The organism is Archangium sp. (assembly GCF_057119385.1).
This window is the reverse complement of record NZ_DBNGVP010000127.1, coordinates 1-23,892: the sequence shown is the minus strand read 5'-3', so window position 1 is coordinate 23,892 and position 23,892 is coordinate 1. Positions and strand designations below refer to the sequence as shown.

The 23,892-nt window shown below is 70.1% G+C and carries 14 protein-coding genes; 4 read left to right on the top strand and 10 right to left on the bottom strand.

The features are described 5' to 3' along the window. Window positions 1-56: 56 nt before the first annotated feature. Both AC16DP_RS31215 and AC16DP_RS31210 read right to left on the bottom strand, forming a co-directional pair. Window positions 57-3,152 (bottom strand): serine/threonine-protein kinase, encoded by a 3,096-nt coding sequence (locus AC16DP_RS31215; protein ID WP_329733559.1) that lies wholly within the window; start codon window positions 3,150-3,152, stop codon window positions 57-59. Between the two features lie 11 nt (window positions 3,153-3,163). Beyond that, entirely contained in the window at window positions 3,164-3,685 is a 522-nt protein-coding gene (locus tag AC16DP_RS31210; RefSeq protein ID WP_329733558.1) for an MBL fold metallo-hydrolase, read from the bottom strand. A gap of 218 nt (window positions 3,686-3,903) precedes the next feature. Here AC16DP_RS31210 and AC16DP_RS31205 point away from each other — a divergent pair, with 218 nt between their 5' ends. Next, window positions 3,904-4,719: a hypothetical protein gene (locus AC16DP_RS31205; RefSeq protein WP_329733557.1), complete on the top strand. Its 816-nt coding sequence runs from the start codon at window positions 3,904-3,906 to the stop codon at window positions 4,717-4,719. A gap of 107 nt (window positions 4,720-4,826) precedes the next feature. Further along, the gene (locus tag AC16DP_RS31200) at window positions 4,827-5,972 is read left to right on the top strand and encodes a golvesin C-terminal-like domain-containing protein (RefSeq protein WP_329733556.1); all 1,146 of its coding nucleotides are present in this window, start codon (window positions 4,827-4,829) and stop codon (window positions 5,970-5,972) included. Between the two features lie 144 nt (window positions 5,973-6,116). Here the strand turns inward: AC16DP_RS31200 and AC16DP_RS31195 are convergent, their stop codons facing one another. From AC16DP_RS31195 to AC16DP_RS31170, 6 genes are all read right to left on the bottom strand, one after another. Next, window positions 6,117-7,574 carry a DUF4114 domain-containing protein gene (locus AC16DP_RS31195; protein ID WP_329733555.1) on the bottom strand — a complete coding sequence of 486 codons (1,458 nt, stop codon included), beginning with the start codon at window positions 7,572-7,574 and terminating at the stop codon, window positions 6,117-6,119. Between the two features lie 96 nt (window positions 7,575-7,670). Further along, complete coding sequence (locus AC16DP_RS31190; RefSeq protein WP_329733554.1) at window positions 7,671-11,048, bottom strand: PA14 domain-containing protein; 3,378 nt, start codon at window positions 11,046-11,048, stop codon at window positions 7,671-7,673. A 137-nt stretch (window positions 11,049-11,185) separates the two neighbouring features. Then, window positions 11,186-13,924 carry a protein kinase domain-containing protein gene (locus AC16DP_RS31185; protein WP_329733553.1) on the bottom strand — a complete coding sequence of 913 codons (2,739 nt, stop codon included), beginning with the start codon at window positions 13,922-13,924 and terminating at the stop codon, window positions 11,186-11,188. A 24-nt stretch (window positions 13,925-13,948) separates the two neighbouring features. Beyond that, window positions 13,949-14,878, bottom strand: coding sequence for an FHA domain-containing protein (locus AC16DP_RS31180; RefSeq protein WP_329733552.1), 930 nt, complete (start codon window positions 14,876-14,878; stop codon window positions 13,949-13,951). A gap of 149 nt (window positions 14,879-15,027) precedes the next feature. Further along, a complete protein-coding gene (locus AC16DP_RS31175; protein ID WP_329733551.1) occupies window positions 15,028-17,400 on the bottom strand; it encodes a YncE family protein in 2,373 nt (790 codons plus the stop codon). 38 nt (window positions 17,401-17,438) lie between these two features. Then, complete coding sequence (locus AC16DP_RS31170; RefSeq protein ID WP_329733550.1) at window positions 17,439-18,941, bottom strand: RCC1 domain-containing protein; 1,503 nt, start codon at window positions 18,939-18,941, stop codon at window positions 17,439-17,441. 364 nt (window positions 18,942-19,305) lie between these two features. On the opposite strand from AC16DP_RS31170, the gene AC16DP_RS31165 reads away from it, so the two are divergent. Continuing rightward, window positions 19,306-20,955, top strand: coding sequence for a peptidoglycan DD-metalloendopeptidase family protein (locus AC16DP_RS31165; protein WP_329733549.1), 1,650 nt, complete (start codon window positions 19,306-19,308; stop codon window positions 20,953-20,955). A gap of 118 nt (window positions 20,956-21,073) precedes the next feature. On the opposite strand, the gene AC16DP_RS31160 is transcribed toward AC16DP_RS31165, so the two are convergent. Continuing rightward, window positions 21,074-22,171: an amidase domain-containing protein gene (locus AC16DP_RS31160; protein WP_329733548.1), complete on the bottom strand. Its 1,098-nt coding sequence runs from the start codon at window positions 22,169-22,171 to the stop codon at window positions 21,074-21,076. A 254-nt stretch (window positions 22,172-22,425) separates the two neighbouring features. On the opposite strand from AC16DP_RS31160, the gene AC16DP_RS31155 reads away from it, so the two are divergent. Next, window positions 22,426-22,983, top strand: a complete 558-nt coding sequence (locus AC16DP_RS31155) for a hypothetical protein (RefSeq protein WP_329733547.1) — start codon at window positions 22,426-22,428, stop codon at window positions 22,981-22,983. A 64-nt stretch (window positions 22,984-23,047) separates the two neighbouring features. Here the strand turns inward: AC16DP_RS31155 and AC16DP_RS31150 are convergent. Further along, window positions 23,048-23,892, bottom strand: an 845-nt coding sequence (locus AC16DP_RS31150; RefSeq protein ID WP_483956909.1) for a hypothetical protein, incomplete at its 5' end; no start/stop codon positions are given.

Genomic DNA, 23,892 nt, shown 5'->3' with positions numbered 1-23,892 from the left:
GGGGAGGCGGGCGGACGCGCACTCCCTGCGCACGGTCCGCGGGGTGGATGACGCGGTCACTTCTGGTGGGACGAGGCTCGGGGCGGGGGGTGCTGCGCCAGCCAACGTGAGAGCTCGGCCACTTCGTGCGTCTGCTGCACCTGCTGGTAGTAGCGCAGGGCCTGGGTGGCCAGCTCCACCGCGCGTGCGCGCTCCCGGCCCACCGCCCACAGCGCACGCGCCAGGGCCTGGCTGGCCTCGGCCTTGTCGTCGTCCTGGCCCAGCGCCAGGGCACGCTCCAGCAACGGCAGGGCCTGCGCGAGCCGCCCGCTCGACCGGGCGAGCTCCCCCAGCCCCAGCAAGGGCAGGGCGAGCTGTGAGTGCTGGGGGCCCAGCTGCTTCTCGTACACATCCAGGGCGCGCTGGTAGTGGGCGCGGGCCTCGTCGTGGCGGCCCAGCTCCCTCAGCGCGTCCCCCAGCGCACACATCGAGAGGGCCGTGGAGGGGTGCTCGGGCCCCAGCGCCTTCTGCTTCACCGCCAGGGCGCGCCGCAGCAGTTCCACCGCCTCCCCGGCGCGCCCCATCAGGTGCAGCACGTTGCCCAGGTTGCCGAGGGTCCGGGCCGTGGAGGGGTGCTCGGGCCCCAGCGCCTTCTGCTTCACCGCCAGGGCGCGCCGCAGCAGGGCCACGGCCTCCTGCTTGCGGCCCACCTCGTCGAGCGCCAGCGCCAGGTTGCCCAGGGCCAGGGCCACGTCCGGGTGCTCGGGGCCCAGCACCTTCTCCCAGATGGACAGGGCGCGCTCGTACGGGCCCACCGACTCCGCGTAGCGGCCCGTCTCGTAGAAGAGGCTGGCCAGGTTGTTGAGCGAGGAGGCCACCTCCGGGTGCTCGGGGCCGAGCACCTTCTGCCGCAGCACCAGGGCACGCTCGTGCCAGGCCCTGGCCTCCTCCGGGTGGTCCATCTTCAGGGCGACGTTGCCCAGGTTGCTGAAGGTGGTGGCCACGTCCGGGTGCTCGGGGCCGAGCACCTTCTGCCGCAGCGCCAGGGCGCGCTCGTTCCAGGCCTTGGACTCCTCGTAGCGGCCCATGTCGTAGAAGAGGCCGCCCAGGTTGCCGAGCGAGGCGGCCACGTCCGGGTGCTCGGGCCCCAGCGCCTTCTGCCGCAGCGCCAGGGCGCGCTCGAGGCGCTCCCGGGCCTGCTCGTAGCGGCCCATGCGGTAGAGGGTGAGCCCCACGCTGCCGAGGGCGGAGGCCAGGGTGGCCTCGTCGGCGGCGCGCCGGGCGGAGACGAGCAGCGTCAGCTCCAGCTGCAGCGCCTCCTCGTAGCGCGCCTGCCGCTCCCCCACCAGCGAGCACAGCAGCGTCCACGCCCGCAGCACCATCCGCTCGTCGCGCGCCCCGGCCAGCAGCGGCAGCGCCTCACGCACCCGCGCCTCGGCCCCGGCGTAGTCCCCGGCCGCCTCCTGCAACCGCGCCAGGTGGTAGAGGGCCTCCGCCTTCAGTGGAGGCCAGGGCACCGCCTCCAGCGACGCGAGCAGCGCCTCGCCCTGGCGCACGCCCTCGCGGTAGCGGCCCGCCGCGTACAGCGCCGCCAGCGCCTCCAGCTCCATCCGCAGGGCCGCCACCCGGGCCCGCAGCGCCGCGTCCTGCGGGGGCGCCGCCCCCTGCGCCTCCGCGTCCGCGCAGGACTCCAGCGACTCCAGCGCCTGCACCGCCTGCACCGCCCTGGGCAGCAGCTCCGGGTCCGGACCTCGCGCGAAGAGCGCCGTGAGGGCCTCGAGGCGGCCGCGCCGCCGCTCCAGGCAGGCCTCCTCCTGCAGCCGCAGGCTGGAGGCGTTGCCCCCCCGCAGCGCCTCGCACACCGCCTGCCCGCGCCGCCCCCACTCGGAGGCATAGGCATCCAGGGCGGCGGCGGTGCGCTGGAAGGTGTCCTCCGCGTAGGCCAGCCCCGTCCCCAGGAAGGCCCGCCGCACCCGGGCCTCCACCGTCTCGTCCCAGACTCCCGCCAGCCGCCGCGGCATCTGCTCGCACCGGGGCCCCTGCTCCCGCTGTCTCAACCAGCCCACCGCGGCCAGTCCGCTCAGGGCCAGCACCAGCGCCCCCACCCCGGCGGCCCGCAGCCGGGCCCGGCTGCGCTGCTCCGGGTCATCCTCCAGCGCCCGCAGCAGCGCCCGCATGGAGTCCGGGCGCCGCCGCGGCTGCGCCTCCAGCCCCTGCCGCACCACCCGCCCCACCCAGGCCGGCACCTGCGTCTGCGCGGGCAGCGGGTTGAGCCTCCCCTCGCGCTGCGCCCGCATGCGCTCGGCCGGGGTCTTCCCCGCGAAGGCGGGCTGGCCATGGAGCGCCTCGTGGAGCGCCACGCAGAAGGCGAACATGTCGCTGCGCGCATCGGCGGCCTGCCCGTCGAGGATTTCCGGGGCCAGGTACTTGGGCGTCCCCACCATCCTGCCCGGCAGCGTCAGGGGCGTCTCCCACACCCCCGGGGAGGGCGTCTCGTCCGTCTCGTGCGCCTCCGCGGGCGGCGGGGCGTGCGGGCCGTCCACCCGGGCCACCCCGAAGTCCGTCACCCGCGCCCGCCCATCGCTGCCCACCAGCACGTTGTCCGGCTTGAAGTCCCGGTGCACCAGCCCCGCCTCGTGCGCCGCCACCAGGCCCCGGCCCGCGGCCACGTACATCGCCACCACCTCGCGCCAGGAGCGCGGCTGCTGCTTGCACCACGCCCGCAGCGTCTGGCCCTCCACCTGCTCCATGGCGATGTAGAGACTGCCGTCCTCCAGCGTGCCCGCGTCGTACACGGCCACCACGTTGGGATGCGCGAGGCGCGCCATGGCCTGCGCCTCCCTCAGCATGCGCGTCCTGTGCGCGTGGCCGCCGCCGGAGCCGCTCGGGTCCTGGTGCCTCACCTTGAGGGCGACGCGCCGGTCCAGCCGCGCGTCATAGGCGGACAGCACGACGCCCATTCCCCCCTGTCCCAGCAGCGCCAGCACCGTGTACCGCTCCGCCACCACCTGCCCGGGCGCCAGCACCGCGCCGCCCCGCGCCGGGGAGGGGCCCGGCAGGGGTTGTGTCGGGGCCTCCGGGGGGGAGCCCACCCGCCGCGGCCGGACGTCGGTCCGGGTGGACTCCTCTTGCGTGGCCTGGCCATTGCCGGGGGGCGTGCGTGGCTCGTCCATGCGTGTCAGCTTCACAGCAAGCACTCCGTCCTGGCAATCCTCACCGCCTCCCCGGCCGGCCCCTCACCGGGCGCCCGCCTGACGAGCGTCACGAGCTCGTCGACGGAGAAGAGGATGTCGCCGCCCAGCCCCATGTTCGCCGCGCCCGCCGGGGCGATGATGACGTCGGGCCGCAGGCGCTCCACGGCCTCCAGGCGCTCCTCCGTGAGCACCGCGTCCGAGGTGAGGTACACGCTCGGCTCGTCCGGGTGCGCCAGGTCGTAGCCCGAGACGGGCCCCATCAGCCAGGAGAGCAACCCGCGGCCGTGCCGGGCTGGGATGCGCTCCACCGCCATCCCCAGCGCGCCGTCGTCGAGCTCGTGCACGGTGAGTCCCTTCCTCCTGAGGTTCGGCGCGTCCACGCGGCTCGCCCACACGGGCAGCCCGCGCTCCTGAATCCACCGGATGCCCGCCGTGTCCAGGTGATCCGGGTGCTCGTGGGTGACGAGCACGCCCGTCACCTCCTCCAGCCACGAGTGCGTGCCGGGTGGCAACGGTGCTCTCCCAGTGTCAGCAGGGTGGTGGCATTGCGCAGGTGGCGGATCTTCATGGGGGGAACTCCTGTGAAGCGGGGTTTCCCCACGAGCGAGGGGCCGCGGGAACGGATGAAAGCTGGTATTCCTTGAGAATTCGGTATTGCCACCTTCGCGGCCATGGCTCGATTTTGTATCATCTGCCGCGGGCCCACATCCCATACCCGAGGAATACAACCATGAGACCTGCGCTGATTCGTTCTCCCCTTCGTGCCCTGCTGTCTGGAGTGATGCTGGCCGCCTGTGGCGGCGCTCCCGGGAGCGAGCAGGTGGCCTCCGAGGAGCCCGTGGGCACCCGGGAGTTGGCGCAGTGCGCCGGCACGAGCGTGTCCACCCTCACCATCCTGGGCGTCAGCTCCTACGGCAACGAGGTGGCCGGCAGTGGAAGCTGGGCGGTGTCCTACCCCGCCAACGCCATCCATCTGGACTACTACATCGACGGCGTGAAGATGAGCTCGGAAGAGCGCTGCAACGCCTCGGGAGGCCTGAGCTCCTGCACCGGCTCGGGGGATTGGAACTTCAGCTACGACCACACCGCGTTGAGCTGTGGCTCGCACACCTTCGAGGTGAGGGCCTATCCCATGGTGATCGACAGCGCCGGCAACCGCATCCAATGCCAGACGTCCGGCCCCAGGTCGGCCTCCAGGAGCTTCACCCAGTCCTGCCCCGGCGCCTCGCTCTCCTGCTCGCGCTCGGGTGACTACGTCGTCTGCGAGGGGAGCGGCAGTGGGGGCACCGGCAGCCCCTACACCCCGTTCTGGCAGCTCGAGGCCTCGTCCACCCAGAGCGATTACTACCTGAGCACCTGGAGCAGCGGGGATTGGAGCCGCTCGTATTACTGCCCTCCCACCTACGTCTATATTCCCTCCGAGACGCTGAACATCTCCTTCAAGGTGCGCGACAGCGCCGGAGCGGAGTCCTACTCCGTCGGCAGCTACGGCTTCACCTGCCAGGCCGGTACGTATTTCTATTACGACCCCGGCTTCGGCTGGTAGCCCTGGTGGCGCCTTAGTCTTCTTATCTCGTAAATCGAGAATTCGAGGTATGATGGCTCCTGCCCTCCGGCGATGATCGCCGCCGTGCAATTCCAGGAGCCACGTGCATGCAAACGAAACACAAACACCTCATGACGCTGTTGTCGGCCATGGCGCTGGCGGCCTGCGGCCCCCTCGAGGAGGAGAAGGACTTCGGCCTGAAGGACGGCCCGAGGGAGCTGGGGCAGGTTGAGGCCGAGCTGACGGTGACGCAGCAGCGCGCCCGCGCTGACGCCATCAAGGCGAACACGGCGCCCAAGGGCATCACCAACCCGCTCGTGTACGCGGGGGTGTCGTACCAGGAGACGGGGCTGGCGCATTGCTGGTCCGAGGCGACGTGGGCCTGTCAGGGCCCGTACTCGTCCGACTGTGGGGGGCCGGTCATCGCGGGCTCGGGCGACGGGGCGTGCTCCCTGCAGCAGGGCGGCCTGGGCATGTATCAGCTCGACTCCGGCACCTACTCCCAGACGCTGGCCCAGCACGGCAACGGCATCCTCAATGTCGCCGGCAACATCGACAAGGGCAGCAACTTCATCATCTACAAGGTCCGCTACTGCCCCAACACGCCCAACTTCAACAGCGACGCCGAGGTCATCGCGTGGATCAACTCGGCGACCCCCGGCACGGCCAACTACGAGACGTTCATGGCGGCGATGGCGTGGTGCTACAACGGCTGCGCCCCGGGCTCGACCTCCTGCAGCCATGAGACGATCAAGCAGAAGTACAAGGACTCCACCAGCTACCTGTTGAACACCTTCGGGTCGAGCTACTGGTACGGCGGCACCACCCCCACCACCGTCATCGTCGATGACAGGAGCAGCGGCTTCACCCTGCAGGGCCCGTCGTCCTACTGGAAGGAGGCGGCCATCGGCTACAACGGCCACATGTGGTGGACGTATGTGAATGGGACGACGCTGAGCAACTCCGCGCGCTGGACGCCGGCGCTGAGCGGCTCGGGCAGCTACACGGTGTCCGTGTACATCCCCAGCAACTACGGGACGACGCAGCAGGCCAGGTACCGCATCTACCACAACGGCATCAACGACTACGCCACGGTCAACCAGAACAACTATTACGACCAGTGGGTGACCCTGGGGACCTATACCTTCGCGGCCAACGGCACGGAGTACGTGGAGCTGGGAGACAACACGGGGGAGGCGGCCAGCTCCTACCGGATGATCGGCTTCGACGCGGTGCGGTTCGTCAAGAACTGAGAGCCGCCGCGTCCGGCCAGGGCTTCCAGGGGGGGCGCGGGGCAGGGCCTCGCGGCCCCCGCCCGGCGTGAGCACGCTGAAGAAACGAGCGCCCGGCGAGCGCGGGGCTCACCGGGCGCTGGAGACGCTCGGGCGGTGCGCGGCTCAGCGCACGCCGATGCCCCACAGGTAGTCCTCACCCACGTGCGTGCAGGTGGTGTTGTTGGCCCAGGCCCAGGGGCGGTTCCAGTCGTAGTTGGGGTCCTCGTACGCCGGAGAGGGATTGCAGTTGTATTCAATGGCGTAGTCGGCGATGTGGCCGCGGGCGGTGCCGCCCACGGTCCAATCCGTCACACAGGCCCACTCGGCGAACAGGGAGCCGTCATAGTTGTAGCCCACGCAGGCCTGGGTGATGTTGGAGTTCGAGGGGCCGTAGGAGCCCTGGTTGAAGGAGCGGCCCGGCTCGCCCAGCGCGTAGGGGGTGCTCGTCACCTGGAACTGCGAGCCATTCAGCGTCTCGGTGAAGTACTCCCCCGAGGTCTTGTTGAAGACCATGGTCTCGTTGAAGGGCAGGCACTGGAGTCTGCGCGACCAGCTCCCGGTGTCCGAGGGGGTGCCCCAGTTGCTCACGCCCAGGTTGGTGGTGGCCGAGGCGTGCTGCCAGCCCGGCACCGTCCAGCCGCCCTTGATGCCGTTGGCGCCCGTCTTGTCCATGTCGCAGTAGAAGGTGTTCTTCTGCGCGCCCTGGGTGCCGCACGGGTCCAGGAAGTAGTAGCCGCTGCTGGCCGCGGGGTTGCGCGTCTTCACCGCCTGGCAGCTCGCATCCGGGTCGATGTCCGGGTTCTGGATGATGAGACAGCCCGCGGGCTCCCAGTTGATGACGAAGACCACGTCGTTGAAGTCGTCATCCGAGCTGCCGCCGCGGTTGAGGTCCTCGTAGCCCATGACGAGACGCTGGGAGTCCGCGTGGCGGACGATGAGGGCGTGGCGCCGCTTGGCCGCGGTGGACTCGGGGTTGAGCGCATCCACCGTGTAGTAGGTGGGCCTGGAGAAGTCCACGGCGGTGCCATTCCAGCCATCGGCCACCAGGTAGAAGCCGATGCGGCTGCCCGCGGAGAAGGTGGTGTTGGTGCCGGAGCCGAGCAGGTAGCGGTTGCCCTGCACGAGCGTGCCGCCGCTGCCCTGGGCCGAGGCGTTCGCGAAGATGACGTTGGACTGGCGGGTGCTCAGCGGGACGCTGAGGGGAGGCTGCCCGTTCGGGTAGGTGAAGTAGCCCAGGGTGTTCTTGTAGCCGGCGCCCTCGGAGTAGAAGGACACCCACACCTTGCACAAATCCTGGGCCACCTGGAGATCCGGCACCAGGTTGGGAGGCAGCAGCTCGGGGTGCTTCAGCGGCACGGACTGACTCTCCTTGAGCGCGGCGGCGATGTCGTCCTTGAGCTGCTGGCTGTAGGTGTCATTGGGGGCGGCGGTCACGCCGGTGGGAGCCAGGGCCTGCTGCACCTGGCTGAGCTCCGGGGAGGTGCGGGGGGGGTCGCCCAGGGCGCCGCCACAACCCAGGCCCTGGAGGCCGGCCACCGCCAGCGTGCCTGCCATGAGACGGTTCTTGAGGCTCTTGTGCATGGATGTCTTCCTGTCTGCTCGAGGTTGCCAGAAGGGGGGAGAAGGAAACTCCGGGGCGGAGCACTGCGGGCCTCCGCCCCGGAGAGAGGGGGGGTGCTACTGGGAGGACACGGTGGCCGGGTAGGCGCGCGTGCCGGGGACCAGGCTCTTGGGCTCGCTCTGGCTCTCCCAGAAGAGCTTCATCAGCGTCGCCGTGCTCGAGTTCTTCACGTACTCGACCTTGACGGGCACCCGCTCACCGGCGCTCAGGCCCACCGGCGCGGAGGCCGTCTGCCCCGGGTTGGCCTGGGTGTCGATGACGAGCGTGTTCTTCACCCACACCCGGGCCGGGTGGTTGGCCTGCACGGAGAAGGTGTAGGCCTGCGCGTAGGCGGGGATGACGGTGCCCGTCCACCGGACGCTGAAGGCGTTCGGGTCGAGGATGTCCTGCGGGAGCGGGTTGTTGATGGCCCCGTCCAGGAAGAGCGTGTACTCGGAGCGGGTGAACTCGAAGGTGTTGAAGTTGGTGCCGTTGAAGTAGTCCGCCAGCAGGCCCTGGCCCACGCCGGTGCCGGCGGGCGAGGGCAGGACGCGGACGGCCACCGGCTTGGACGTCTGCGTGAGCGCCACCGTGCCGGCCGTGGTGGTGACGGTGGCCGTGGTCCGGGCGCTGAAGGTGTACACCCCGGCGGAGGCGAGGCTCACCGGCCAGCGGTAGGGAGGCGCCGTCTTGGTGCCCAGGCTCACGCCGTCCTGGAACAGCTGGATGCCGTCGAGGGAGGCGTACAGGCCCAGCGCCTCCACGTCCACCAGGACGCTGGCGGGGGCCAGGTACGAGGTGCGATCCATCGGGCTCTTGATGCGCACCGCCACCGGGCTGTTGATGGCCGGGGTGAGCATTCCGCGGGTGAGCGTCTCCGTCCACCCGTCGGGCCGCGTCCACTGCAGCTGCACCTGGGCGCTGCCGGTCCCCTCGAAGTACTCGAGCATGATGCTGTAGCGCTTGCCCTGCTCCAGGTAGATGGAGCCCTTGGAAATCATGCTGACGGGCACGTTCCAGTTGTCGATGATGCGCTTGCCATTGACGTACAGGCGCACCCCGTCATCGCTCGCGAGGGTGAACTCGTAGCGGCCGGTGTAGTTGATGCCGCTCGGGGTGGAGACGTCGCCCGTCCACCGCACGGAGAAGTTGTCCGCGTTGACGGAGACGCCAGGCGAGCCGGTGCCCCAGTTGAAGCTGAAGGGCGTGGTGAGGACGCCGGAGGGATCGATGCGGTTGAGCGCGAAGGGCTCGGTGAAGGTGGTGTTGTTGTAGTAGCGGCCGTTGAGCCCCTTGGGAGGCACCGTGCAATCGCCCACGGTGTTGCAGGCCGCGGAGTTCAGGCCGCACGAGGTGCCGGAGGGGCGGACCACGTCCGTGCCGCAGGTGGTGCTGGAGCCGTTGCACACCTCCTCGAAGTCGCAGACGCCCTTGGCGCTGCGGCACACCGTGCCGGCCACTGCGGCGCCGCAGGTGCCGTCCGCCGTCGCGCCCGCGAGCCGGCTGCAGGCCTGGCAGTCCGCGGCGTCACCGCCACCGCACGCGCTGTCGCAGCACACCCCGTCCACGCAGAAGCCGCTCAGACACTGCGCGCTGGTGGAGCACGAGGCGCCCTGCGAGTAGCCGATGGAGAAGGTGCCGTCCGCCTTGGAGCCCTTGTAGTTGATGAGGAACTGGTTGGTGTTGGGATCCTTCTTCGCGTAGCCGTTGTAGGTGGCGGTGAAGGTCTGCGGGCCGAGCGGCGCGCTGGCGGGCACCGGCCAGTTGTAGGCGAACGTGCCGTTGGCATCCGCCTGCACCGTGGCGATGACGGCGCCTCCCGAGTAGAAGGTCACCGAGCCCACGTTGAGGAAGTTGCCCGTGGAGTCCAGCTTCACCTTGGCCGCCAGGTTGACGGAGGTGCCGGGCGCGAAGACGGAGCCGTTGACCGGCGAGAGGATGCTGGTGGTGGTGCTCAACCCATTGGCATCCGGCTGCGGCGGGATGAAGACGTTGAAGGTCACCGCCTTGTCCACCATGCCGCTCTTGGTCAGGTAGGACACCTTGACGGACACGGGGATGATGAGGCTCTCGGGAAGGTTGGCGGGCAGGGTGACGGTGACGACGTCCGTGGCGGAGCTGCCCGGGGCGAGGGTGAGCGAGGGGTTGTTGTGGCTGATGACCATGCCCGGCCAGCTGCCGCTGGGCACCAGCGTATAGGTGTTGAGGGTGTAGCCGGTGTTCGTCACCGTGACGTTGAAGCTGGTGGTCTGCGGCGAGGAGATCAGCGGGGCCAGCGTCACCGAGGGCGGATCCAACGTCACCCGCATGTTGAGCGAGCCGTAGCAGGCCATGGCCAGCGTGGCGAAGGTGCTGGGCACGTCGCCGCCGAGCGTGGTGCCGTTGGGACGCGTCATCTTCCAGCTCCCGTTGAGGCTGGCGTTGCCCGTGGCACAGGAGTTGTTGGCGCTGGTGCACTGCTGGCTGGCCAGCCAGTTGAGGGCGTTGAACACCGTGGCGTTCTGGTCCGAGCGCACGTCCATCAGGCACAGCGAGTAGAGCGCCACGCCGGTGGAGTAGATGTTGGGGCTGCCGTTGGTGGTGTCACCCCAGCCGCCGCCGCTGTAGCGGTTGAGCAGGTCATCCCGCATGGAGGCCACGCTGACGTCGGTGTTGGGGGTGCGGCCGTCCTGGATGGCGCCAATGGCGGCGAACGCCACCTCCGCCGACCGCCAGCCGCCGTTGGAGCGCACGTACTGGCCCACCACCGAGTCCGCCAGGCCGCGCAGGAAGGTCTTGTAGTTGTCCCGCTGCAGCGGGGGCAGGCCGGGGGCCGAGTCCAGCAGCGCCCGGGTCGCCAGCGCGAAGTAGGCGGTGGGCATCTGCCAGCCATAGGTGACGGGGTCCGAGCCGTGATCCTGCGGCACGTACACGCTGCTGACACCCTGGAGCGGCTTGCCGTCCATCGGGTTGTTGAACCGGGTGCCGGCGGTGGCGCCAATGGCCCAGTCGATGACCTTCTCCACCTTCGTCTGGTGCACGGTGCTGTCGAACTGCGTGTAGCCCGCGAGGCCAAACGCGTTGTAGGCGGACTTGATGAAGGTGTGGGAGCCCGCGCCGTGCGTCCAGTAGCCGGCCGGCAGCTGCTCATTGGCCAGGAAGTTGGCCAGGTAGCCCGTGCCGTTGACCGTGCTGGTGTTCACCGAGTAGCCCGTGTAGGCACCCAGCGAGCCGGCATAGAGGGGCGCTCCCACGCGGTGGCAGGCGCCGCAGCCGTTGCTCTGCGTCCACGCCACCGTGTCTGGCACGATGAAGTCCAGGCCGCGCTGGGCATACTCATCCAACTCCTGGGCGGTGAGGGCCGCCTGGACCCGCCCCACCTCGCCCGCCTCTTCCACGGCCCCTTCCCCAGCCCCCTGCTCCATGTCCGCGGGGTCGCAGCCCCACAGCGTCAGGCCCATTGCGAGCGAGGCCATGGCGGACCACCTGCTCCAGTTCGTTTTCATGCGTCTTCTCGTCTCCCTTGGACTCACGCTTTCGCGCGATTTCCGGTGGGCTAACAGAGAAGTCCGGAGTGCGGCGATGACAGCCGATGACAGCGGGGGACGGGAAGCTAGGGAGGAGCGGAGGGGGAGCGCCCGCCGCAGCGCGCCATGTCCGAGAGGAGGGAGAGGAGCAAGGGGTGGCGGGGGCCGAGGGCGTGGTGGCGGATGAGGCGGGCCCGCTCCCAGACGGGGAGCGCGGCGGCGCAGCGGCCCTGGCGCGCGTGGAGCTGGCCCAGGAGGTGGAGGGTGGTGGCCAGGTCCGGGTGGGAGGCGGGCAGGGCGCGCTGCTGGAGCTGGAGGGCCTGGTCGAGCACACGCCGCGCGCGCTCGGGGCGGCCCAGGTGGAGCCAGGCGAGGCCCTGGGTGGTGAGGAGGTTGGCCTCGAGTGGCGCGGCCGGTGGGAGCCCCTGGCGGCGCAGCTCCTCGAGCGTCTGGTGCAGCAGCTCGCGCGCGCGCCGGGGCTGGCCCTGGGCCACCCGCAGCCTGCCCAGCAGGTTCACCCCCTCCAGGTAGGGCGGAGCGGCGCGCTCGCGCGGCCCCTCCTCCAGGGCCAGCAGCTCCGTCAGCGACGCCTGGGCCTCCTCGTGGCGTCCGAGCCAGAACAGCGCGTGGGCCCGGACGAGCTCCCCGAGGCGGACATGGGTGTGACGGGCTCCCAGCTCCGCGCGCAACGGCACCAGGCTGGCCTCCGCCTGCGCCAGCGCCCGGGCGTACTGCCCCAGCTCCACCAGCACATGGGCCTCGTTGAGGCGCAGCAACAAGACCTTCGGGTGCTCGGCCCCGAGCTGCCGCTCGCCCAGGTCCAGTGCACGCGAGAGCACCTGCCGCGCCAGCGCGTACTGGCCCATCATCTTGTGCGTGGCGGCCAGGTTGTTGAGCAGCGTGGTGCCGGACAGGCGCTCGCGCCCCCTGTGCCGCTCGTACAGCGCGAGCGCCCGCTGGAAGTGGGTCAGCGCCTGGGCATGCTCACCGCGGTCGAAGGCCCTGCCGCCCTCCGCCGTGGCCAGCAGGGCGCGCAGCTCCTCGCGCCCCGAGCGGAGGATGGCCGCCTCCGCGCGCTCGCGCAGCTCCTCGCGCTCGGTGTCCACCTGATACATCAGGCTCAGCGCGTAGGCCGCCACGCCGTCATGGTGGCTGGCCTCGGCGGCCCACACGGCCTGGCCCAGGTGCTGGCGGGCCGGCTCGAGCCGCAGCAGCGAGAGGCAGGCCCGGCCGCGCAGCAGCTCGAGCTCGGCCCGCAGGGGCAGGTAGCCCAGGGCGAGCACGTGCCCGGCCTGGGCGCTGGCCTGCCGCAGGGCCTGGCCGTAGCGCCCGGCGTCGAGCAGCACCTGGGCCCGGGCCAGCTCGTGCCGCAGCGCACTCACCTGGCGGCGCGGCCCGGGCGCGTCCGGCAGCGGCTGCGCGTCGAGGAGCGCCTCCACGTCGGCGCACGTCTCCAGCTCCGGCAGCTCCCGCAGGGCCTCGGGGGCCGCGCGCACCAGGGCCCTGTCGCCCTGCTGGAGCAGCTCCACCAACGCGGCCACGCTCCGCAGCCGCCCCTCCAGGCACGCCATGCGGTGATCCAACAACCGGGAGGACTGCACCTGGCGCACGTGGGTGGCGGCGCAGGCCTCCGCGTAGGAGGCCACCCAGCGCGTGGTATAGCCCTCGAGCACCTGCTCCACGCGGGCCCAGGTGGCCTGGGCGTGGGGGCCGCCGTGGGTGAGGATGGCCGAGCGGGTGCGGTCCCTGGAGGGCTCGTCCCAGATGCCGGCGAGCCGGTGCGCCCCGTCCTCGCAGGGGGCCGGGGAGGTGTGCTCGCGCAGGCTCCAGGCGGCGGCGAAGCCTCCCAGGTGCGTGGCCACCAGCGCGCCCGCGAGCAGCCAGCGGCGCCGGGGGCGGCGCGTGTGCCGCCGCAGCTCGGCCAGCAGGGCCTGCATGGAGGGCCAGCGCTCCCCGGGCGCCGCGCGCAGCCCGCGCACCACCACCCGGTGCACCTGCGCGGGCACCTCCGTCTCCAGTGGCGGCGGCAACCACGCCTCCGCCCGCTTGAGCATGGCCAGCCGCTCCACCTCGCCCGTGCGCTCGAAGGGGCGCTGGCCGTAGAGCCCCTCGTACAGCGCCACGCAGAAGCTGTACTGATCGCTCCGGGCGTCCACCTCCCGCCCGGGCTCGTGCTGCTCGGGCGCCATGTAGGCCCACGTGCCCGGAGCCGGGCCCGGGGGCGCGCTGCCCACCCCCGGCTCCTCCCCCAGCAGGGCGATGCCGAAGTCCAGCACCCGCACCCGCCCGTCCCCGCCGAGCAGCACGTTGTCCGGCTTGAAGTCGCAGTGCACCACCCCCACCGCGTGCGCCGCGGCCAGGCCCTCTCCGGCCCGCGCGTACACCTCCACCACCTCGTGCCAGGAGCGCCGCCCCCGCTTCAGCCATGCCGCCAGCGTCTCCCCCTCCACCAACTCCATGGCGATGAAGAACTCCTCGCCCACCACGCCCGCGTCGTACACGGTGATGATGCGCGGATGGGACAGGCGGGCGAGGGCCCGCGCCTCGCGCAGCAGGCGCCGCTGCTCGCCGAGGCCGGGGCGCAGCACCTTCAGCGCCACCTTGCGTCCCAGGTGCGGATCCCACGCCGCGTATACCAGCCCCATTCCGCCCGCCCCCACCAGCCCCCGCAGCTCGTAGCGCCCCAGCCGGTGTCTTGGCTCCAGCTCCCCACGCCCCGTGGCCCCTCCACCGGCTCCCTGCTCCGTGGGGCCTGTCTCCAGCCCGCCCGTCGCCTCCCCCAGGAGTCCCTCCTCCTCCCTGTTGTCTTCATCCGGGCCGGACATGGAGCTCTCCTGACGAGGGAGGGGTCAGGTGCCGCCCGCCGAGCGGAAGGAGAGCCGTTCCGGAGGCAGGCCGAAGCGGAGCTGGCCGGTGCTGCAGCGGCGCTCGATGAGCCGGGCGGCATCCTGGAAGCCGAGCGAGGCGATGAGCCGGCGGGCGCGGGACAGCTGGGTGTTGAGCAGGAGGCGATCCACGGCGAGCATGGCCTGGAGGGCCCTCGGGTAGATCCACCCGGCCTCCTGCGGGGGCAGGCGGCTGGCCTCGTCCACGCGGAGCCGGGCGAGCAGGAGGAGGGCGTAGTTGTGGGCGCGTGCGGACAGGGAGTGGTCGGCGCCATTGCAGGAGAGGGTGAGCTCCACGTGCTCCTCATCGCGGCTGACGGTGAAGCGGACGAAGGCGTGGCGGAGCAGGAGCGGGGGCGGGTGGAGATCCGCGGTGCGCTCGAGGACGAGGGGCAGGTGCAGGCGCCAGCGCAGGCCACCGGCTTCCACGAGCTGCCCGTCCTCCACGGGGGTGAGGCCCCGGGCGGACTCGGCCACCCAGCCGTGCTCGGCGCCGACATACACGCGCAGCTCGGGCTGCTCCGCGCCGGGCAGGAGCAACAGGCCGTCCTCCGCGAGCTGGCGCACGTTCGTGTCTGGCTGGGAGGCGGACGCCACGGGGGGCGTGTCCTCCACCAGGCGCCAGGGGTCCTCCTGGTTGCCAAAGGCCAACAGCGCCGCGGGCTTGAGCGGCAGGGGCAGGCCGGGCTGGAGGTGCTGGTTCTCGAGGAAGGTGCCGTTGCGGCTGCCCAGGTCGCGCACGAGCCAGGAGTCACCGTCCCAGTAGAGGCTGGCGTGCTCGCCGGACACGCGGCTGTCGGTGAGCCGCAAGCTGCTCGTGCGCGAGCGGCCAACGAGGCAGCGCGGCTCGAGCAGATGCCGGCGGTGACTCGCGAGGTGTTCGATCAGAGCCATGGGGCCGGGGACTATAAGGGACCGCCAGGGCGATCGCGCGCGGCCGCGGACTGTCTGACGCGGCGCTGACGCGGCGCTGACGCGGCACTGACGCGGCGCTGACGTGGCGGCCCGGGCCCGTTGGGTCCGCCACGTCATCCCGCGTATCGCTACTCGTCCGCGTCCAGCACCCCGTCCGCGTCGCGGTCGATGCCCATGCGCTTGCCCGTACCCGGCGGCACGCCCATGAGCGTGAACTGCGATTGGCCCGAGGCCGCCAAGGACTGCAGTTGCGTCCAGCTCAGCGTGGGCGCGCCCGCCGCGTCCTGCTCATACACCCGGCTGAGCCTGTTGTAGAACAGGCCGCGCGCCACCCCGTTGAGCTTGCCCTTGACGATCAGATCGATCTTCCCCGCCTGGGCCTGCGACTCGAGCAGCGCCACGTCCGTGGTCACCGCCGCGCTGGTGGCGTTGGCCGCGCTCACCGTGCGCGAGTAGCCCACCGCCGGGGCCATGCCCGTGGGGAAGTTGAGCAGGAAGGCGTTGAGGTTGGCCCGGGCCGTGGGGTTGGTGGTGAGCGTGCCGAACACCGGGTGGGAGAGGAACTCGTCGAGGGTGGCATCCGCGCCGTCGTGCGAGAAGCCGTAGCCGCCCACGCTCTGGCCGCCCACCGTCTTGCGGAAGCTGTTCTTGTGGTACATGTTGCGCAGCTGCGCCGTCTTGAAGGGCTGCGTGGTGCCCAGCACCGTGCCCGGGAAGATGACCTGGTTGGTGCCCCCGTTGGTGATGGAGTGGCACTGGTTGCAGGTGAGGGTGCCGCGGAAGGGCGTGTTGAGGAAGAAGCTCTCGCCCGCGCGCGGATCCGCCCCGGCGAAGCTGGCCGGCAGCGTGTCATCCAGGTTGCGGTGGGGGTTGGGGGACATCCGCACGGTGAGGATGAAGTCGGTGAAGGCCTGCATGTCCGCCGCGGGCAGCACCGCGCCGCCCAGCAGCGAGTCGAAGGCGCCGTTGAAGTCGTTGAAGGTGGCCTTGTCCCCGCGCCAGTGCAGCGGCTCGGTGTTGCGCAGCCCCTTGAGCGTCTGCGTCGTCATGGGGCCCTTCATCGGGTGCATGCTGAAGTTCTGCCCGCTGTTCTGCACCGTCTGCATGCTGCCGCCCGGGTTGCCCAGGTCCCACGCCAGCAGATCCAGCTCCGCGTCCACGTGGCACGAGGCACACGAGCTGGTGCCGCGGCCCGACAGCATGGCGTCATACAGGAAGCCGCGCCCCACGCGGATGGCGGCCGGGGTGGGATCCACGCCGCCCACGTTCAGCTCCGCCACCGCGGCGGCGTTGGCCGTGTCCACCACCGAGAGCGTGTTGGAGATGCGGTTGACCACATACAGCGTGTTGGAGCTGGCATGCAGCGCCAGCCCGCGCGGGCCCCGCTTGGTGCGTGAGCTGGTGTTGGGGCCAATGGCCACCCGCGCCACCACCCCACCCGTGCCCGCGTCCACCCGCGCCACCCGATCCGTCCCGAAGGACGCCACCCACAGGTGCGAGCCCGAGCTCTCGAAGGCGAGGTCCGTGGGCTGCGCCAGCGCCGTGCTCCGCGAGGGGCTCGGGTTGAGCTCCACCGGCGTCACCGTGGGCGTGCTGCCCAGCACCACGCGGCTGATGCGGTTGGACACGAAGTTGTCGCGCAGGTTGGGCTCGAAGCGCACCAGGTTGCGCGCATCCGTGTTGGCCACGTACAGGTTGCCCGTGCTCGGCTGCACCGCCAGCCCCAGGTTCACCGTGCCCACCCGCGGCACGTAGCGCACCACCGACTGCGTGTTGGCGTTGATCTCCACCACGTCGTTGTCCGGCAGGGTGTAGCGGACGGTGGTGCTCCAGGTGGGATTCGTGGCGTCCACGATCAGCCCCACCTGCGGGGGGGCCGGCAGCAGGGGGTTGGTGGGCGCGGGAGGCGGCGGAGCCACCTCCTCGGGGATGATGGTGGTGCGGTTGCCCGACAGCGCGAACGCCGCGTACACCCGGTCTCCCGCCGCGTTCACCGCCAGCGCCCGCGGGTGCTCGCCCTGCAAGGGGATGGTGCCCACCAGCGCGCGCGTCGCCGCATCATACACCTTCACCTCGTTGCGCCGGGCCACCGTGACGAAGGCCCGCTGGGGCGAGCCCGCGAACACCACGTCCGCCGGCTCGTCCCCCACCCGCAGGGTGTCCACCACCAGCCCCTGGGACAGCGAGACGATGCTGATGCTGTCGGAGACGTAGTTGACCACCCACACCTCGTCATTGGTGCGGGCGTTGACGGACACCGGCTCCAGCCCCACCGGGATTTCCGCCATCAGCGCCGGTGAGCGCGGGTTGGACACGTTGAAGACGGACAGCCGCGAGTCGGCCGTGTTGGCCACCAGCAGCTTCGTCCCGTCCGGCGTCAGCCGCGCCGGGTGCACCTGCGGGCTCTCGAAGTGCTCGTACGCCGTCTGCGCCTGGGCCCGCTCCGCCCCCAGCACCATCAACGCCGCCGACAGAAATACCGCTTTCGCTCCTCGTCTCATGTGACTTCCTTCCTGGAGGTTTGAACTTGAATCACGGCTCACGGGCTGAATTTCACCGCCCGCACCGGCGTCTCGCGTTGAGTGGTCATCCCGTCTCCGAGCTGGCCGAAGACGTTGTCACCCCAGCCCCAGACGCTGCGGTCCTGCTTCAGCGCCATCGTGTAGGAGGAGCCCGCCTCGATGGCGATGACGCCGCCGAGGCCCACGGCCTGGACGGGCGAGGAGCGGTCCAGGGTGGTTCCATCCCCGAGCTGGCCGCGGAAGTTGCCGCCCCAGGACCAGACGGTGCCGTCACTCTTGAGCGCCACGGAGTGGTAGTAGCTGGCGGAGATGTAGCCGACGTTGCTGAGGCCCGGCACCCTCACGGGAGTCAGGCGCTGGGTGGTCGTCCCATCCCCGAGCTGGCCGCTGCCATTGTTTCCCCAGGCCCAGACGGTGCCATCGTCCTTGCGCGCCAGCGTGTGCAGGCGGCCGGCGGCCACGGCGACGACGCCGCTGAGGCCCGGTACCTGCACCGGCGTCAGGCGCCGCAGGGTGGTCCCATCCCCGAGCTGGCCGTTGGTGTTGTCTCCCCACGTCCAGACGGTGCCGTCCGCCTTGAGCGCCACGCTGTGGGAGTAGTCGGCGGCGAGGGCGATGACGTTGGTGAGGCCCGGCACCTGCACGGGCGTGGTGCGGCTGGTCATCGTCCCATCCCCCAGCTCGCCGTAGTAGTTGCTGCCCCAGGCCCAGACGGTGCCGTCATGTTTGCGCGCCAGCGTGTGCCAGCCACCCGTGGTGATCCGGGCGACATTGCCGATGCCCACCTGCACCGGCGAGGTGCGTTTGAAGGTGGTCCCATCCCCGAGCTGGCCGCTGCCGTTGTCGCCCCAGGCCCAGACGGTGCCGTCATTCCTCAAGGCCACCGTGTGGTGGTAGCCCGTGTCGAGCGAGAGGATGTTGCCGAGGCCCGCCGACACGGGCGTGGTGCTGTGGGTGCTGGTCCCGTTTCCGAGCTGGCCGGAGTAGTTGTAGCCCACGCTCCAGACGGTGCCGTCACTCTTCAGGACCGCCGTGTGGAACGCGCCCGCGGAGACCGCGTTGATGGTGGTGCAATATGAGGTGACGCTCTGGGTGAGAGACCTGACGTTGGCGTAGCAGGTGGTGCGGTTGCCGGAGCTGTCGATCACCATCGGCCAGGCCTTCACCACGAAGGTGTGCGGGACGCAGGAGACCCCCGACTGGCTGAAGTACCAGCCGCCGGAAGCGCCGGTGCGCTCCTCGCCGCTGTAGAGGGCACCATCCAGGTAGTACTCCAGGCGCACCGCGTTGGCGCCGCCGGAGACCGCCCAGTTGCCGCTGCCGGCCATCTCGCCCTCGTAGTTGCTGATTCCCTGCAGGCTGAGGGTGCTGACGCTCGTGCCGGAACACAGCGCCGCTTCCTGGGTGCCCAGGGGCTCCTCGCGCCCGTCCGGCGCGGTCTCGGGGGCGCCGCCACAGGCGGCCAGCAGCAGCCCGCCCAGCAGGGCGAAGAGGGGGGCGCGGACCAGATGTCGTTTCATCGGAGATTCCTTGGTGCGGGAAGCGGTGCGGGAAGCGAACCTCCCGGGGGGGAAACAGCGTGAGCAAGATATTGCAGAATAGCTGTTTTTTCAATGATTGATAATCTTGGGCGTATTTCCAGGAATGCCAGGGTGGAGAGGCTTCACGCGCGGCGCCAGGCCCGAGACAGAGCGGACCGCCCCCCCAAAGAAAACCAGATGGTCCGTATTTTTTATCGAATTCTCTTAATTTCGTATGTCCGGGTCTTGCGGTTTTCTCGCAAGATTGTGAAACTCCGTTGCTGTTGGGACGCGGCTACTGAAGTCATGGGTGTCCCAACAAGAGAAGAGCGGTTCCCCCCCCAATGAAGGAAGGAGTCCCCCCATGTCGAACGGACGTTTCACGCTGGGAAAGACCCTGGCGATGTGTCTGGCCTCGTCCCTGCTGCTCGCCGGCTGTGGTGAGAGCGGAGGCGGAGCGATCGATGGCCAACCCTACGTGGTGGATGGAAACATCGTCCTGATGAGGGACGGCGGGAAGTCGCCCGTCATCGATCTGGAGCTGGACGTCCAGGTGAGCTTCGGCGTGGCGGGGGACCGGGTGCTCTTCGGGGCCGAGCGGCAGGTGAAGGAGGGCACCGATGAGCTGGTGGGCTTCAACCTCTGGTCGGTGGGAGCGGATGGGAGCGGCGCGCGGAAGCTGGTGGATGGCCAGAAGGTGCTGAGGGCCATGTGGAGCCCGGAGCACCAGGCGGTCCTCTACTCCACCACGGACATGGAGGTGTTCCTCCTCAAGGGCGGCAAGAGCGAGCTGCTGGTGGGCCGGGCCACCTCGCCGGCCCTCTCTCCGGACGGCACCCGCCTGGCCTACGCGCGGCTGCCCGCCTCCTGGGAGCCGGGCAGCATGCCCGGGGCGTATGAGCTGCACGTGCTGGACCTGAGGAGCGGCGAGGACAAGGCGCTCACCCAGGGCCACGACGATGCCGAGCCGATGTGGACGCCGGACGGCAAGAGCCTGCTGTTCCTCTCGGGCGGGCGCACCGGGCTGACCTCGATGTGGCGGGTGGACGTGGACGGCGGCAAGCTGGCGCAGGTGACGAACATCGGCCGCGGCACGGTGGATGCTTCCTTCGTGCGCAACCCCTCGTCCAACACCGAGGTGTCCTGGTCGGCCGACGGCGGCAAGCTGCTGTACGGCACCCACTACACGCCGGAGGGCGAGGTGCTGGTGCTCGAGCTCGACGGCGCCCGGGAGCTGCGGCGGGTGGTCAGCCTCGGCCAGGGCCACTCGCCCCGGTGGGAGGCGGACGGGGACGTGGTGTTCGCGCGGCAGGCGGCGGGCCAGGTCACCTTCGTCGAGGCCAGCGCCACGGGTGGGCAGGTGAGGGAGCTGGCCACCACGGGCGGCAGCCTCGGCCTGATGGTGTCCGCCGCGGCCACCGGGCTCGCCCCGGATGCCAACGAGGGGCCGCAGACGGTGGCGTGCGGCGACGGCGTCAGCGCCATGCACGGCACCTCGGCGCGCTTCCGCTGGCCGCTCACCTACTGGCCCGGCTTCAGCGCCTACTACGACAACGACTCGGCCGGCGGCCTGAAGGACTGGCGCTGCGGCACGTACACGTACAACGGCCACCGCGGCACGGACATCCTCGCCTCCGCGGGCAGCAACATCTACTCGGGTGACAGCGGCACGGTGTCCGCGCGCAACGACGGCTGCGCCACCGTGGGCTTCGTGGGCAGCACCTGCGGCGGCGGCTTCGGCAACTACGTCAAGGTCAGCCACGGCTCCAGCTGGTTCAGCGTCTACGCCCACATGACGAACGGCACCGTGGCGGTGGCCCTCAACCAGGCCGTCTCCTGCGGCACCTACGTCGGCAGGTCCGGCAGCTCCGGCAACTCCTCCGGCTACCACCTGCACTTCGAGGTGCAGCGCTACGGCTACCCGTACGACGATCCGTTCGCCGGCAGCTGCAGCGGCACCGAGAGCTTCTGGACGAACCAGAACGGTGGCTCTCCGACCGCCACCTGCCACTGAGTCCAGGCGGCTGTCGCTCCCGCGGGCGTGAGTGTGCCCGCCCGCGGGTGCTCGAAGGTGGCGCCGCCGGACAGGGCGGGCCCCGGCACCGCGGACCCGCCCCGCCGGAACGCCCGCGTCAGGGCACGTTGAAGATGTTCGGCCGGTACACGCGGAAGCGGACAGCCTCCTTGAACTCGATCTGCACCGTCTCCAGCGACTTCTCGAAGGTGTTGACCGTCTGGTACGTCAGCAGCACCTTGTTGTCTCCCAGCGCGGCGGTGTCGATGCGCGTCACCATCATGAAGTGGTTGTAGCCGTCGCCGTAGAGGTTGGCGACCACCAGGTCTCCCAGCTGGAAGTTCACCTCGTTGACGATGGCGTCGCTCCAGGTGAACTCGCGGGTGCCATTGGGCAGGCGGGTGAACTCGATGCCCGCCGAGGTGGAGCTGGCGATGGCGTTCTGCGCGTAGGTCATGAGATCCGTCACGCCGGCCCACGTCGTGGTGCGGGCCGCGTAGGGCACGCCGTCGTACTTGAAGTACCACATGTCCGGGTTGAGGCCCCACTCATCCCAGAAAGCGGCCTTGTTGTTCCAGGTGAAGTCGATGTCCGAGTTGCGGGCGTAGAGGCGGCCCAGGAAGCCGGCCAGCATGGACTGGCTGATGAAGTTGGTGCAGTTGCCGCCGCCGGTGCCGCCGGTGCTGCTGGAGTAGTTGGGGAAGCGGTTGGTGCCCACCGTGGTGCCGTAGGGCGTGTTGACGTAGGTGCGCGCGTACCAGGCGGCCCGGCCCCCGTCGTACACCACGTCGCTGCCCACCACGCCCTGCAGCAGCGGCGAGGGCACGTCCTCCTCGGTGTCGTTCACCGCGTGGATGTACTCGTCATTGACGTGCAGGGTGATGGACTTGCCAGCCACCACCGTCATCGTCTGGTTGGAGAAGGTGGAGCGCTCCCCATCCTTCCGGATGATGGACGGCGTGCAGTAGTGCGCCGCGGGAAGCCGCACGGAGTCCTTCCCCGTCAAATCGATGCGCACCTCCTGCGCGCCCTCGGCGTCCCCACAGGCGCTCAGCTCGAGGGCAAGCGCCCCCTCGAACCTGCCCTGGAGATCCAGGTGGAGGGTGCCGGTATTCGCATCTCCGGCCTGGGCCTGCCCGGCGTCGGGCTCGCCGCCGCAGCCCGCCAGCAGGGCGGTGAGCGCCGCGGTGCAACCCAGTGTGCTGAACGTCTTCATCGTCGTTTCTCCTATGCGTCCCGTGAGGGCGCCAATTCATGGCGCGGCCGTGATTCAACCTGTTTCCAGGAAATGCCCTGAAAATGGGCCCGCAATCCCTAACGAGGTACCACCGGCGTGCAACCCGATGTGACTGGTTTTCACGAATGTGACGCTTCCGGCCCGCATCGAGGAATGCTTGACAATAATGAAATTCAATTGCATCTGTGGCGCGCCTTGCCCGGCAAGGTCTCACACCTCACTCAGGACACCTCATGAACACCCGTTCGCGCTTCGCTTCGCCGAGGGGCTGGCTTTCCGCCGCCCTGCTGATGTCTTTCGTCACCGCCTGTGGCGGTGAGCCCGTGCTGGAGGAGGGCGGCATCGCGGACGCACCCGAGACGTCGGCCGTGGACGTCACGCCGGGCGAGCGCACCGTGTCGGCCCAGGTGTATTACCATCCCATCAGCTCGGGGACGCTCACGTATAGCTCCTGGCAGCAGAAGTCGAGCTTCTTCAACTTCTTCGAGATCTCCTGTGGCGGCGTCCGCATCTCCTACGGACCCAGCAACGTGCAGTACAACCGCACCGTGCGCGCCAAGCTCTTCCGCTCCACCGACTCCGGCGCCACCTACACGAACGTCACCGTCAATGGCGGCAGGTCCTACGTGGACACCACCATCGCCCTGCTCTCCAACCTGACGCTGCAGCCGATGGAGCCGGATGTGACGGTCACCCACGCCACCTCGGAGCGCTGGTACGTGCTGCTGGAGCTGCTCAACCGGCGCACCACGGACAGCCAGGGCTGGAAGATCGACGGCCGCTGCGGGTGAGTGGACCGGAGGGGCGCGCGCCCCTCCGGCCCCGTCCCGGAGACGGCGTGTCTCCGGGGCGGCTTCAGCGCGCCTGGCGCCAGAACATGTTGTCGCTCGGCACCTCCGTGCTCATGCCGGCCCACTGGTACCAGGTGTAGGCGGAGTTCATCATCTCCCGCGTCCGCACGTCGGTCGTCTTGGCCGAGGCGGCGGTGCCCGTGCAGCTGTAGCCACCCGTGGAGAGGTCAAAGCACTCGGGCGGCGCGGTGTAGGCGAACGAGCGGAAGTACATGTTGGGGGCCGCCACATGGCGCGCCGACTGGTTCGTGTTGGGAATCCACTGGGGGATGAGCTCCGTCTGGCCAATCATGCCCGTCAGCGGGATGTTCGAGTCCCCGATGAAGAAGTCATTGATGTTGGAGGACTTGTAGCGCTCGAAGATGACGCCCCGGGCGATCATGTCGCCGATGTGCTCGCGCGCCACCTCTCCCGTCCAGCGGCCGCCCAGGTAGTCCTTGCCATTGTTGGACCAGAAGGGATCCATCAGCGCCACGCGGGTGGGCTGCAGGCGCGCGTTGATGCGTCCGGCCGCCACGTTGTCGCTCAGCATGTCGCCGGTGCGGTGCGCCATCTGCGCGCCCAGCGAGTGGCCGGCGAGGCGCAGGTGCGGGCCGCTGAAATTGGCCATGTTGGCGGTGATGGCGTTGTAGAACAGCTGGGCGGCGCTCACCGTGGGCGAGCCCACCGTGGTGTAGGTGCCGTCACACTGGCGCCAGCGCATGCCCTGCGGACCCGCGCCCGTCCAGATCTTCGTCTCCGCGTTCTTGACCTCGGGCTCGTCCGCGAACTGGTTCCAGTAGAAGATGCCGATGTTCCAGCCCGCGTTGATCCACGCGTCGGCCATGTTCACGTTGACGCCGTACGTGG